General features: G+C 64.2%; 10 protein-coding genes. 5 read left to right on the plus strand and 5 right to left on the minus strand.

What is annotated here, in order from left to right:
- Positions 1-120: 120 nt before the first annotated feature.
- Positions 121-1,467 (minus strand): hypothetical protein, encoded by a 1,347-nt coding sequence (locus ABZ807_RS29030; RefSeq protein ID WP_357164794.1) that lies wholly within the window; start codon positions 1,465-1,467, stop codon positions 121-123.
- A gap of 625 nt (positions 1,468-2,092) precedes the next feature.
- Between ABZ807_RS29030 and ABZ807_RS29035 the strand changes: the two genes are divergently transcribed.
- From ABZ807_RS29035 to ABZ807_RS29050, 4 genes are all read left to right on the plus strand, one after another.
- Positions 2,093-4,234, plus strand: a complete 2,142-nt coding sequence (locus tag ABZ807_RS29035; RefSeq protein ID WP_357164797.1) for an N-6 DNA methylase — start codon at positions 2,093-2,095, stop codon at positions 4,232-4,234.
- Complete coding sequence (locus tag ABZ807_RS29040; protein WP_357164800.1) at positions 4,231-4,431, plus strand: hypothetical protein; 201 nt, start codon at positions 4,231-4,233, stop codon at positions 4,429-4,431. The genes ABZ807_RS29035 and ABZ807_RS29040 overlap by 4 nt, the downstream gene beginning before the upstream one ends.
- A 322-nt stretch (positions 4,432-4,753) precedes the next feature.
- Positions 4,754-4,933 (plus strand): hypothetical protein, encoded by a 180-nt coding sequence (locus tag ABZ807_RS29045; protein WP_357164803.1) that lies wholly within the window; start codon positions 4,754-4,756, stop codon positions 4,931-4,933.
- A 108-nt stretch (positions 4,934-5,041) separates the two neighbouring features.
- Positions 5,042-5,590: an integrase core domain-containing protein gene (locus ABZ807_RS29050; protein ID WP_357164806.1), complete on the plus strand. Its 549-nt coding sequence runs from the start codon at positions 5,042-5,044 to the stop codon at positions 5,588-5,590.
- 109 nt (positions 5,591-5,699) lie between these two features.
- Here ABZ807_RS29050 and ABZ807_RS29055 read toward each other — a convergent pair whose 3' ends face one another.
- The 3 genes from ABZ807_RS29055 to ABZ807_RS29065 form a co-directional block, all read right to left on the minus strand.
- Positions 5,700-6,671 (minus strand): reverse transcriptase family protein, encoded by a 972-nt coding sequence (locus tag ABZ807_RS29055; protein WP_357164809.1) that lies wholly within the window; start codon positions 6,669-6,671, stop codon positions 5,700-5,702.
- Positions 6,672-6,800: 129 nt separating this feature from the next.
- Positions 6,801-7,493 carry a hypothetical protein gene (locus ABZ807_RS29060; protein WP_357164812.1) on the minus strand — a complete coding sequence of 231 codons (693 nt, stop codon included), beginning with the start codon at positions 7,491-7,493 and terminating at the stop codon, positions 6,801-6,803.
- 25 nt (positions 7,494-7,518) lie between these two features.
- Positions 7,519-7,887 (minus strand): hypothetical protein, encoded by a 369-nt coding sequence (locus ABZ807_RS29065; RefSeq protein ID WP_357164815.1) that lies wholly within the window; start codon positions 7,885-7,887, stop codon positions 7,519-7,521.
- A 675-nt stretch (positions 7,888-8,562) separates the two neighbouring features.
- Between ABZ807_RS29065 and ABZ807_RS29070 the strand changes: the two genes are divergently transcribed.
- Complete coding sequence (locus tag ABZ807_RS29070) at positions 8,563-10,341, plus strand: hypothetical protein (protein WP_357164818.1); 1,779 nt, start codon at positions 8,563-8,565, stop codon at positions 10,339-10,341.
- Positions 10,342-11,004: 663 nt separating this feature from the next.
- On the opposite strand, the gene ABZ807_RS29075 is transcribed toward ABZ807_RS29070, so the two are convergent.
- Positions 11,005-12,141, minus strand: a complete 1,137-nt coding sequence (locus ABZ807_RS29075) for an ISAs1 family transposase (protein ID WP_357164821.1) — start codon at positions 12,139-12,141, stop codon at positions 11,005-11,007.
- Between the last annotated feature and the right edge of the window lie 468 nt (positions 12,142-12,609).

The following is a 12,609-nucleotide window of genomic DNA, read 5'->3' on the forward strand; positions in this document are numbered from 1 at the left end:
CTGCGGTGGTCTCTCCCTGCTCGGTTGGGCCGCCCGGCCTGTTGACGGTCGAGGACTCCTAACACCGCCTGCCTGCCGCCAGGGTTTGACGACGGCGTCGCCCGATTTGAAGGGCAGCTGTCATGCCCAGGCCTTGTACTCGTCGGTGAAGCATGGCCACGGGCGGGTACCCGTGGGTACATCACCGGTGAGCATCAGGGCCACCTGCCGGCACCAGGCGCGAAGGTCGATGAACTCCAGCATGAGACTGGCGATGGCCTCCGGGTTCAGCGACGTGAACCAGAGCTGATTGCCGCTGGTGGCCGCGACGCGCAGTAGCGGTTTGCTCCAGTCCGCGGAGTCGTCGAGCGGCTGAATCCAATCCGCTTGCACACCAGCATCGGCGAGCCGGTTGATGATCACGTCAGGGGACATACAGACGAAGAAGAACATCGCATCGGCGATGAGGCTGGCGGCAACCTCGGGTGCCACAGGATAGATAGCCCACGGCGGCCGAGTGGGCCAGCGGGCGGCCGAGTCGAGGCTCGTCAAACTCAGAGTGTGCTCGGGGGACCGTATGCCGATCTTGCGCCGGGAGCGGCCGAGCTCGATCGAGAAACGGTCGCCGAAGGTGTCTTCGCGGTAGTGGTGAGCGGCGGTGTATTGGCTTGCGGCGACGACGGCCCGACCGGGCGAGACGACACCTGCCTGGATGCCGGTGCGTTCGTGGGCGAGCCCAAGCACCTCACCCAGCCCGCGTAGATTCGTGACGAACGGGATCCGCGTGCGCACGGGGGTGAAGCCGCTGGGCAGCAGCGTCGCCTTGTCGGCCAGGACCATCGACGTGTCGATCAAAATCTGATCTTGCCTCTTGATTCGGCGGTTGCTGTTGGTCTTGACCTCGTGAAGCAGAACGCTGCCGTCGTCGTAGAACACGCTGAGGTCGCCGACTCGCAACGCGGCGGTGAGGTCGTGGTGCAGCACGAACTGGCCGTTGTCGCGCCAGGCCGTCTGGATGAACTCGCGCTCTTTAGCCAAGCCCTCCTTGCCCTGCATCAGCCCAGGGGAGGCGTTTCGGGACAGAGCCACGATGACGCGACGGTCATACCCGAACGCCCGCCAGGCAAGGGCGTCGCCGATCGACTTGAGCTGTCGCCAGATCCGCTCGAAGACTTCGTCTTCCAGCAGCCACGAATCGAGGTCCGACGGGTCGAGCCCAGTGCCGAGGTCGGGCGCACCGCGCGGCACTGTGCCGCCGGGCTTCTTGAGTCGCTTGACGACGCGGCTGATCTCGCTGCGGCGCCGTTCGACGTCTAGCACCAACCGGAACAGCCGCTCTTGGAACTCGTAGAGGTCCGCCGCCAGCTGACAGCGTCGCAGGTCGGCGATCAACTCGATCATGGTGCGCAGCGTCTGCTGATGATGAGGGTGGGTCAGGATGACGTCGATCTGATTGCCAGGTGCCCGGTCCATCAACGAGTTGCGCATCTGATATCCACGGTAGAGGTCGAGGGTGCATCATCGGCGCCCGCGGGCGCCGTGTGCAAGTGGATTCGCGGGTTGTGGACCGAGCATGCCTACGCGACTTGTGCTGGGGCGACTGACACACCCGCGTGCGGACAGGCGCGGGGTGATCCTGCGGGTGGATCGAATAATGTTCCACCATCGGGGCCGCGGATGACGTCATCTGCCTCGGCCGGGCAGTGCGGCGCCTTGAGCAATCGCCCGCTGACGTCAGGCTCGCCGCTGTCGTACGCCGTGGGCGAGGGGATCGCCGGGGCCGCGATCCGGGCGCTATTTCCAGGTGCAGTAGGACGTTGCCCTACGTCACCAGCTGCATCGTTACCAACGCTGAGCGCTTGGCCGGACACGGCCAGCGCCGTGCATCTCACCCGGTCGCTAGGGCCAGAGTTCATCCCATGGACGTTAACACCTATGGAGTTAACGAAATAAATTTCGTGCCCGGAGTAGCGCAGTCCACCTCTTTAGAATCCCAGGTCACGACTCTGTCGCCAAGAGGAAGGCCTAGCGCACTGGCGGGTGCTCACACTTGGCACGTGTCTCCGCGCCGTCTACCTTCGACGGAGTCCTTTGCGATGAGTCGGGGAGAGAGATGCAGCACGTCAAGCGTTCAGAGATTTCCAGGCTGGCCGGGGTCAGCCGCGCGGCGGTGACCTCGTGGGCCAAACGCCGCGACTTCCCACGTCCTAGTGGGGATGGCCGCTTCGCGCTTTCCGAGGTGCTTGAGTGGCTCGACTCCCGGCAGGTACACGGCTCGATCCGTGGGGCCGACGACGGGACCGAGTGCAGCTACGCCGACCGAGTCCGGCGGAGCCTCGCCGCAGCGGAGCCCAGGGATGTGCCTGGTATGAAGCTGTCCGGCGATCCCGCGACGGCTGAGGCCGACAACCTCATTCTGCGCCTCACGTTGATCTTTCTGCGCGAGCGGGATCCGCGCGGCTGGGCTGGGCTGAATGATCTGATTGCGCCGAATGCGGGGGCCGCAGGGGCGCGATGGCTCATCGAACGCATCGCGACAGCCGGCGAGAGGGCGGCGCTGCGTCACGGCGTCTCGCCCGAGGTCTTCGCCGCATTGCGGCGGTTGACCCCGGAAAGCGTCCCTGAGGTCCGGGGCCTCATGGCCCGCTGCTCGGAGCTCGGCGCTGCGAACGTGCAAGCCCTCGTCGACGCGTACGACGCCGCTCTGCCCCCGAGCGCGTTCCTCACCCCGCGCGCGGTTGCGGCCCTGCTTGCCGAGGCGGTGATCGACGATACTGCCGAGTCCGTTTACGACCCGTACTTGCGCGCTGGCGAGCTGCTCATCGCTGCCGCCGGCGTGGCGACCAGGCCGGACGGCCTGCGCCTGCACGGGCTCGGCCCCAACGCCACGGCTCTAAGCCTCTCCGGACTTACGCTGCTGGCCCTGGGGGGAACAGCCGACCTGCGTCCGGCGGAACGAGCTCGGCGCGCAACCGTCACGCACGTCCTCGCCAATCCGCCGTTTGGAAGCGACTCGTGGCTCGACCGGCGCCCCAACACCGACTGGCAGCCATTCCCGCCACCGCCGGCCCGATCCGCCTTTCGCTGGCTCCTGCATTGCATCGAGCAATTGAGCGACGACGGCCGGGCTGCGATCATCATGCCGCGGATAGCCGCCGTCTCAACCAATGCCCGCGAGCGGGAAATCCGCCGCAGACTGGTCGAGGACTCCATGGTGGAAGCGGTCATCGCTCTCCCACCCGGCCTGTACGCTGGCATGTCCGTTGCAACCAGCGTCTGGATCGTCCGGCGGGCGCCCGGGTCGGACCAGCCGATCCTGTTCGTCGACGCGGCGAACCTCGGTGTGCCACGCGATGGCCGCACGCTGCTCGATGAGGCTGGCCAGGCCAGCATCCTGAGAGGGTGGCGGTCGTTCCTTGCCGACCGCGCGGTCGGTCGGCCACACCCGGGCATCGAGGGCCTGAGTGCTGCCGTCACCAAGGCCGTCATCCGGCCGGAGTCCTACTCGCTCAACCCGGCGGAGTACCTACCAGGCCCGACAAGGCTTCCATCCGTCGACGCCGACGGTGCCCGCGCCGGCCTGGGCGCGACTTACTCGCGGGCCCTCCACTGCCGAGCGGCGGCCGAGGAGGCAGCGGTCGTCGCTTCCCAGCCGCTCGGCGCACAGATCGTCCGTCTTGGCGACGTCTGCGACGTCAAGGCGGGCTATTCATACTCGCGGCTGCGAGCTGAAGAGCGATCCGACGAGCAGGGAGTGCCCATCGTCCTGCCGCGGCACCTGCGCGACGGGAGAATCGTGGCGGACAAACCGCCGCGAGCCCCGCGAACGACCGCCGAGGCATTGAAGGACTACTGGCTACGCGCGGACGACGTGCTCTGCGTGCGGACCGGGGCACTCACCGCGCCCGCCCTCGTGCGGCCGGCCGAGTCGGACTGGCTCCTGAGCACAAACCTGCTGCGCCTGCGGGTCCTAGACCCCAGCGTCCTCAACCCCTACTACCTGTACGCATATCTGCGCTCCGCAGCGGGCATGGAGGGGATGAAGACGTTCGCACGGGCTACCGTAACCGCATATGTGACCGCAGCGGACGTCGCGGCGATGGAGGTTCCGTTGCCGCCGCTGGCTCGGCAGCAGTCGCTGGTCGCAGCGCTGGGCGCACTTGACGAGGAGGCTGCGGCCGCGCGCGACCTAGCCGCCCGGGTCGTCGAGACTCGCGACGTGGTAGTCCGCAGGCTCTTCGGTGGCGCCCGATGAATAGGCGCAAGCTCTCCCGCGAGCACCGGTCCGTCGCGGCTGCGGTAGCGATATCCGGCGGCGTCGGAGTCGTCGCAGCCGTGCTGTTCCACCACAGCGGAGTTGATCCTTCCACGGCGGTCATCGCGGGTGGCGCGGCCTTCGGCGCGACCATGACACTCGCCCTGGAAGTTCTCAAATACCTTCGCGGCCTGTGAGCCCGGCGACCGAAGAGAACAGCTGGAGCCTCTTTGAGCTGCGACGTTCTGCCGGCGAACAGGCTGAAACGACGAGCCGGCCAGAGCGTTCCAACAGCCCCGGCACATCCGACGGCTGAAGTGGACAACGACGCCGCGGGTTAGTTTCAGCCGTAGGTCGACGGCAGGCAGCTTGGAAGAGGCCTCATCGAGTGCGAGGTGACGTCGAATTGCCGGACAGGTACCGGTCGACCAAAAGTTCGACCGCGTTCGGGCTGGTGGCGAGCGGTCATCCCATCGCGTGGTGTTGTGGCGAGGGAATCGCGTAGGTGATGGGTTCGGCGTGATCGAGAGCTTGGATGCCGTCGTACTCGATGAGGGCGGAGCCGTCGACGACGACGAGCCGCCAGTGCGGATCGTTGGCGGCGGCGATCTCGGCGCGTCCGACTACGATCTGGTCGACCGGACGGGCGACTACCCGCAACACCTGTCGGCGAACTACGCGGCCTCGGCCACCACGTGAGCGCGTCCACCATCCGCCGGATCCTCCAACGACTCGGCATACCACCAGCGCCCGTGCGCCGCGATCACACCACCTGGCGGCGCTTCCTTTCCACCCAGGCGTCGACCATTGCTCGCCTGCGCCTTCTTCCATGTCGACTGCGCACTCACCCTCCAACGCCTGTACGTCTTCTTCGTGATAGAAATCGGCAGCCGCTACGTCCATATCCTCGGCATCACCGCCAACCCGGACGGGCCGTGGACGGTCCAGCAGGCCCGCAACCTGCTCATGGACCTCGGCGAACGCGCCGACCAGTTCACCGTCCTCATCCGGGACCGAGCCGGACAGTTCACCGCTGCATTCGACGCCGTGCTGGCCGACGCCGGCATCACCGTGTGCAAGATTCCACCGCGCAGCCCGCGAGCCAACGCCTACGCGGAAAGATTCGTGCTCACCGCCCGCACCGAGGTCACCGACCGCATGCTCATCCTCGGCGAACGACACCTACACCGAACGCTCGGCGAATACGCCCGGCACTACAACGGTCGACGGCCACACCGGGCGCTGCAGTTGCAACCCCCACGCTCCGACCGCCCCGTCATCGACCTGAACCACGAACGGATCAAACGCCGACCCGTCCTCGGCGGGCTCATCAACGAATACGAACGCGCCGCGTAAGGCCCAGGTCAGACCCAGGAGCCAGGATTTGGCACCCCACAGGCTCGCCAATGCGAAGAAGCACATTTCTATTGACGGCATTGATGCACATGAAGTCGAACGATGATGGCTAATCTATATCATTCATGATTGCGAGCCAGGCATCGCCATGGGGATTGTATTGAACTGGAAGTTGGTCGTGGAAGGCGCGCAGCATCGGGTACCCCAGCTCTGGCTCGACCGCCGCAATGTAGCAGGCCCAGCCCATCAGGCGCTGAGGAAACATATCGGCGTTCTCTCCGCCGAAATCCGCCATATAAGCGTCATAGCCGAACTTTGATATGATATGCGCGATCCATCGCATGCGACGCTTTGTTGCGCGAGGAATGCGAGGACGATCCGCCGCCCCCACATAAAGCCCGGTCACGTACTGGGGGCCGCCCCTCCGCATGTAAGCGGTCTTACTCGCATTAATGGACCAGCCAGCGTCGTCCAGAATCCTCTCGATGGCCGTAAAGTGGCGGTCAGTCACCTCGCCGGAAAATGCCAGGTCATCTACGTATCGGGTAAAGGTCAGGCCCTCCGCTTCGGCATACTGTGCGAGAAGCCGATCCGTGTCTTCGAAGACGAGATTCGACAAGAATGGTGATGTGCTAAGCCCAATTGGAAGCTTGCCGGCTATAGTGACAACGCTAACGGCGAGGCTTGCTGCCTTTTCGTCGTATCCCTGGCTTTGCAGGGCAGATTCTAACTGTTCCGAATTAATCGAGGGGAAGAAGTCTTCGAGGTCGACACGTAGTATGCACGATTTGTCAAGGTGTGCAGACGCGTTGCTAAGTGTCGACCGCCTCTGAACGAATCCATGCACGTGATCGGGTGGGCTATACGGCAGTACCGTGGAAAAGCTGCGATGCAGGTTTTTGGTAACCATGTCGAGCCCCGGACCGGGTGTGACTATCTCGCGCAAGCCTCCACGCTTCTTGCGGAACGACTGAGTCTTGAAGAGGCGTCCCGAACCAGTGGGAAGGCGCTCGGAAAGCAGCTCAAGTAGCCGAAGCGAGACGCCTGAGTGTTGCGCGAGATCGTGGATCGAGAAAGGCATTATTCGGCCTCCCGCCCTTCAAAAGCAGGAGCAGGGCCGCAGTCCCTGTCCAAGAACTATGCTGCAACGCACGCGGACTCGCGCACAAAGTTGACTGCGGCCCTGCTTAACCAGGCAGCATACCACACGTCAATGAAGTGGCAGTTTGCGGCTGGAGATCAAGCCGTGTTCCAAAGAGTATAAAGTTGAGATGAACGGCTCAACTTCGCGGAAGCCTCGGTAGATCCGATCTGCTGGGTCCGTACTGTGGCCCTTCCGGACCCACCTACTTGCCGCCATCATAATATAGTCAATGATAGCCATCGACATGGCCTGTGTTTTGGTCGCCATCACGACGTCCAGTCGAGGCAGGCGTGCCGGGCGCCCAAGCTTCTCGTATGCTCGACGGACCGCACTCTCAGGTAGCTTTGACACAAGCCGGCCGAGGCTGTCGTTTTGCTCAATGTAACAGAGCAATTCCGATCGTTCTCGATGGCGAATCAGTATGTCGCCTAGTAGGTGCTGGTACATGAACTCAAGCTTCTCTAATTCGGTGCCTCCGGCTTTAGGGTTAGTCCTGTCAGTAACTACGATATACGCCCTGAAGGCAAGGTCTTGCATGAGTTCTAAGAAGGGAACCGAAATCTCGATCGGATCGCTCGAAGCGTGGAATCCATGCTTCCGGAAGTCCTCGAAACTAGGAAGTCCGTCAAGGCTCCGCCGAGCAGACAAGCGGCGGAAAAGTTCCTGGATGCGTCGTTCTATCTCCTCAGGATCCTCGTGGATTTCGACCGCGCCCACGATCAGTGGCTGCGATGCGTTTCCATTCCCCGACTCGTCCATATACAGTTTCACGCTGTAGACCGGCTCAGCTTCCTAGATCCTCGACGACCATGCGAGCCCGGTACCGCCCCGACTCGTCCTCCACGGTGCACTGCACGTCTTGGACGTGGCTGAGGAGCTGATCGAAGAGGTCCCGCAGCCCCGCGACTGCTCCGTAGTCGCCGAGTTCCACAGGGTGGGGACCTCCAGCCCTCTTCGGTGCTTCCCAGATGCGGTCGACATGTTGGTAGAGCATCCACAGTGCTTGGTAGTGAGCAGCCCGCTCCTGTGCCGTCATCAGCGCTAGAAACCGCTTGTCGTGATCTTCGAAGCGCTCTCCAAGGTGCTGTGCCGCGTCCTGGAGCTCAACGTCAGTCATGGGCTCGTCGTCGTGGTCACGCGTCACGTCAGTCACATGAGCCTCCACCGGTCAGTCCTGGCGGCACTATGCCATCGATCTCGCTCACGTGGGGTGCAGGTGGCGGCGAACTGGCCCCACGCCAAGTGACGAGATCCCGACAGATTCTCGGCGGCTTGCAATGGCCCTCTACCCTCAACGAGGACGTGTCCCGCAGGTGGGGGAGGCGTGGGTGCAATTCCCACCCGAAGTACAGGCGGTGGCCGGGCTGCTCCTCGCCCTCACTCTGGTGCGCCTCGTTCATGATCAGAACAAGGCGGCCCCGGAGGAGGAAGGAGAAGCCATGCGCGATCGAAACAAACCCCCGAGATCAAGGTTCCGCAGGGTAGTAGCAGCGCTAACCGAGACGATCTGGGCGTACGGAGTTGGGGTAGTAGTAGCCCGCCCCCTGCCTGTGGGACACGTCCACTTCTGATCGCCTTCTGGGGCGCACAGGGGGCACAAGACACCGGCAAAAAGGGGTCGTGCGACAAGATCCCAGAACGTGCGCGGGATGATCGAGCATGCCGCCAGGGTGTCGTAGGGCGCATGTCCTGCTAGGGCGAGGGGTACCCCAGCAAGCGCTACTGCGTTCCTAAACCGTGTGTCGGCTGCTTGGCTTGAACAGAGGGGCGCCGTTGATGCGGAAGCTCCTGCCATGCTCTGCTGGTGTCAGCAGGAACGAGGAGGGCCATGCAGCAGCAGACGAACGAGACGTCTCCGCTTCTATCAGCTGGGGGCGACAGAGCCGCCTTGCTGATCGCCACAATTTGGGAGCACTTTTGCGCCCGTCAGGTTTGGCCGACTTGGGCCGAAGTTGACCAAAAGCTGTACGTTGGCGGCACGCGATTCGAGGACGCCCGGATCGAGTTGACGCCTGGACTCGTCCGGGGGATCGAATCGCGCGGAAGCATGCTCCCGTCTCCTGACCAACGGCTTCGCCTGACCATCGGTGGTATCGCCGACTGCGCGACCGGTGGCGATCACGTCAGGACGTTCATGCTGCTTGTGCAATACGCGGTGATGCTGGAACGGGGGTGGGACTACACGTCGGGCGAGCAGCCATGGTTCTCGTTCGAGGCGGCTCAACGCTCAGTGGCGGTCCATCCAGGCAGTCACGGACAGACGGTGCTGCGGCAGGTGCTGTCGGTGGTCGACCTGGAACCCTGGTGCGGAGGCTACGGCGGTGACGGAGATGACCGCAGGTTTCTCGTGACGCGCTCCGTCCGAGAGTTCGCCGGTGCCAAGTCGATGCTGGCGTACTGGCAGGTGCGGGATCGGTTGACTCGCCCGGCTGACGTCGGCACGTCTGCTTCTGTTGTTCACCTACACCTGCCGACGCAAGCTTCCGCTCACGACGGGGCCCCGCGACTGCGCTTGGAGAGCGTCGATGCGGAGGCACACGACGAGCCGGATCCGGCGCGGGCCGAGCCATGGGACGACCCTCAGATCTCTCGCGCGCTGCGAGCAGCAGTGATCGACCAGATGCCGCCACAGTCTTTGGCGCTTTATGCCCGGTGGTGGCAGATTGAGACTTGGCTACGCGAGTTGGCCTACGTCGAGTTGCGAGCCCGTTATGGAGCCGCCTGGGTCGACGCCGTCAAGGCCGCATTTGGACGGCAAGAACAAGATGCGGTCTTTACCCATATGTCCGGTGCGGACAACGACAACCCGCTCGCGTACCTCGACTACAGTCAGCTGGTCGATGTGATGGGTCGCCATTGGGACCAGTTCGGGTACGCCTTGCTTGAGCAGCGATCTTGGAACGGCCGGCAGGATGAGCTTAAACGCATCCGGCACCGCATAGGCCATCTGCGCAGGCCCCATGAGGACGACCTAGGCCGGCTGGAGCAAACCCTCCGTGATCTTGAACGCGGCACCTTCATCGCCCTCGCCTCATACAACCGCCGGCGTTTGATCAATGAGCAGAAGAACGCTGACCCTGTGACCCGCGGATGGATTCGCGGAGAGCACCCCACCGCACAGCGGCTGTTGGAGCACGCTGAGCGCCAGTACGAGATGACCCTGATGTTAAGTACTAGCCGCCGCCCTTGGGCGCCACACCCGGAAACTCTCGCTCAGGCCCAGGGCATCCTATGGCACGCCAGCTTCTTCATGCGCCGACGGACAGTTGACATTCGGCGCCTGTGGCACGACAGCGGCATGGTGTCCGTCCGACCACTGCTCATCCACTTGCTTGCCGAAGACCCATCGCATGTCTCCTTCACCTTCAGTGCTGCTGACGATCCCGACGCGATCTCCGATGCGATCGGAGACGCCTTCGACGCTGTCCTGAGGGTTTCCCAACCAGGAAAGGCTGAGGATCAGTACCTTGAGCGGTGGCATGAGCGGACCCGTGACACCGACTACCGTGTTCTCAGCGGAAGCGGCTGGAACATCGTGGACGAATCAACGATCCCTATCACCAACTTTGGGGCCGGAGGCGGTATCGAGTCACCGCCGACGTGGTAGTCGCCGTCGAGCTTGATGAGCGGCGGCTAAAGCATCACGGGGCAGGGAGGGCCTTGGCTCCGGGTGTGAAGGCTTGCCAATAAGCCGTGCACAGCAGATTGCCCCACCGACGCTGTTCCCTGCCGAACCTCGCTCGTCGACAGCACCTACCCGGCTCCCCGATGAGGGGCGGCCCGGGTCGCCGGCGGAACGGCTATCGACAGCAACGCTGACAGCAACGCCACCGGACGGCGGCACACTGGCGCGCGCTGGCACGGGACGAGGCTCCGAGCGGGCAGCCGTTGCCGGACGCATGCGGACGCGACGCACAGAGCTTGTAAGCGAGACGTCTCGGTAGAGGACGCCACGTGCCCGTTGCGTGCCCGATCCGGCGGTCGCCGACGGGTAACGACGGTTAACGACTGAGGGCAGGGGAGGGCTCTCGCCAGCGGCAACAGCAGGTGGCCGGGCCGTGTGATGCGCAGGGCCGAGAATTCCTAAACCGTGTGTCGCAGGTTCGAATCCTTGTCGGAGAACGTGAGACCAGCAAGGAACCCGCCTACCGAATTGGACACGTAGATCAGCCGTCGGCGTTACTCCTGACCGTAACCGGCCAACGACCCGCACGTGAGGCACCATGCCTACCTGCATGCACTCATCAGGAGCCGAAGCAAAGTCGGTTGATCATGATCGGGATGCGTTGAGCAGGGCGGGGATGAGCATCTTGTCAGCGTGGTGACGTTCCATGACGCGTTTGATCTTGGTGTGTCCGGCGAGTCTGATCAGGGCGATGGCGAGGTTGCGTAGCGCGGCCATGGTGTGTGCGACGGCGCCGAGGTAGGCGTGGTGGGTGTCCTCGCCGAACAGGACGTCGCGCACCCAGTGAACTTTGTTCTCGATCCACCAGTGTGTCCTGATATGGCTGGCGAGGGTGGCGGCGCTGCTGGTCAGGCTGGTGATCCCATGGACGATCTGTTTGCTGACGCGTTGCCCGTCGGGGGCGTAGACGTCGCGGCGGAGCCGGAAGACCTGGACCGCGCCGGGGAAGTCGATGCCGGTGGCGGGTGCGGTCCACATCGTGCGGGTGATGCGGTGGCCGCTGCGGCGTTCGGTGCTGGTGTGCGTGCAGGTGTCCATGGTGGCCGTGGGTAGCCGGCCGGTGATCCCGGCCAGCAGAGCGGGTTTGTTGCCTTTGACGGTGAACACGTAGTCCGCGTCTCGTGTGCGCAGGTAGCCGGCGGTGTCGCTGCTGGGATGAGCGGCGTCAGCGGTGACGACCATCCCGGTCACCTCGATCGTCTCCAGCAGGGCACGGATCTGGGTGACCTCGGTGGTGTCGGCCGGGACCTGCACCTGCGCGACGACCACCGCGGTGTCGTGCCGCATCGCGGAGAACAACTGCACATCGACGCCGCTACCGCCGCCGGAGTGGCGGATGGTCTTGCCGTCCAGCGCCAGCCCGCACCCGCCCTGATCATCGAGCCGGGCGGCCAGCCAGGCGCAGACCAGCCGGTCCACCACGGCCGCGTCCACGGCCTCGACCAGCCGACGCAGCGTGTCCCGGCCCGGCGGGATCCGGATCCCCAGGACCGGATGCCTGCGGGCGCCCGCCGCGACCAGCAACACCTGCGGCAACTCACCCGTCCGGTCCGCGGCCTGCCGGAAGTTACGCGCCCCGCACAGCAACGCCAACGTCAGCACCGTCAACACCGCAGCGAGCGGATGACGCACACCCCGCGCCTTACGCGGATCGGTGACCTGCCCGAACACCTCCGCCAGCGCCGCTACCTGCCCGGCGTTCACCTCACCACGCTCTTCCATGACGACACCGAGAACAGCATGCGAGACTGACACGAGCGGCCTTTCTTTGCAGACGACGGCTGGCGTGAAGAACCGTCATCGTCTACAGAGGAAGGCCGCGCTCGTTCACCGCCCCCTCACCGCCACCAGGACACCCGCCCCTGACCAGGGGAAACGAAAGATCAACTAACCATGCTTTGGCTCTGGGGAGACACCATAGTGACTCTTATGTAGACCGATCATCAGCTGCCCCGGTCGGGCGTCCGCGAGGTGCTGCCCGCGGTGGGCCCGCCGGTCCGCTCGCCGGGGTCAGCCGCCACTTGGACAGGACCTGGTAGAGCAACGGTTTCCTAACACGCTGCTCTATCTGTAGCCGCTGGCTGACTACCTGCATCTGCTTCCTACTTTTTGCTCATTGTTGAGCGGTTCGGATAATTCGCTCTCCGCCCGGCCGTGGTGGCCGCGCTGGAGTCCTGGACCGGCAGTCTG

This window comes from Micromonospora sp. NPDC047548, from assembly GCF_040642975.1.
In the GTDB taxonomy this organism is placed as follows: Bacteria; Actinomycetota; Actinomycetes; order Mycobacteriales; family Micromonosporaceae; genus Micromonospora.

Coding starts and splice junctions, on each gene's coding strand:
- ABZ807_RS29060 (WP_357164812.1), bottom strand. CDS start 7,493: ATGGACGAGTCGGGGAATGGAAACGCATCGCAGCCACTGATCGTGGGC.
- ABZ807_RS29055 (WP_357164809.1), bottom strand. CDS start 6,671: ATGCCTTTCTCGATCCACGATCTCGCGCAACACTCAGGCGTCTCGCTT.
- ABZ807_RS29035 (WP_357164797.1), top strand. CDS start 2,093: ATGCAGCACGTCAAGCGTTCAGAGATTTCCAGGCTGGCCGGGGTCAGC.
- ABZ807_RS29030 (WP_357164794.1), bottom strand. CDS start 1,467: ATGCGCAACTCGTTGATGGACCGGGCACCTGGCAATCAGATCGACGTC.
- ABZ807_RS29075 (WP_357164821.1), bottom strand. CDS start 12,141: ATGGAAGAGCGTGGTGAGGTGAACGCCGGGCAGGTAGCGGCGCTGGCG.
- ABZ807_RS29070 (WP_357164818.1), top strand. CDS start 8,563: ATGCAGCAGCAGACGAACGAGACGTCTCCGCTTCTATCAGCTGGGGGC.
- ABZ807_RS29040 (WP_357164800.1), top strand. CDS start 4,231: ATGAATAGGCGCAAGCTCTCCCGCGAGCACCGGTCCGTCGCGGCTGCG.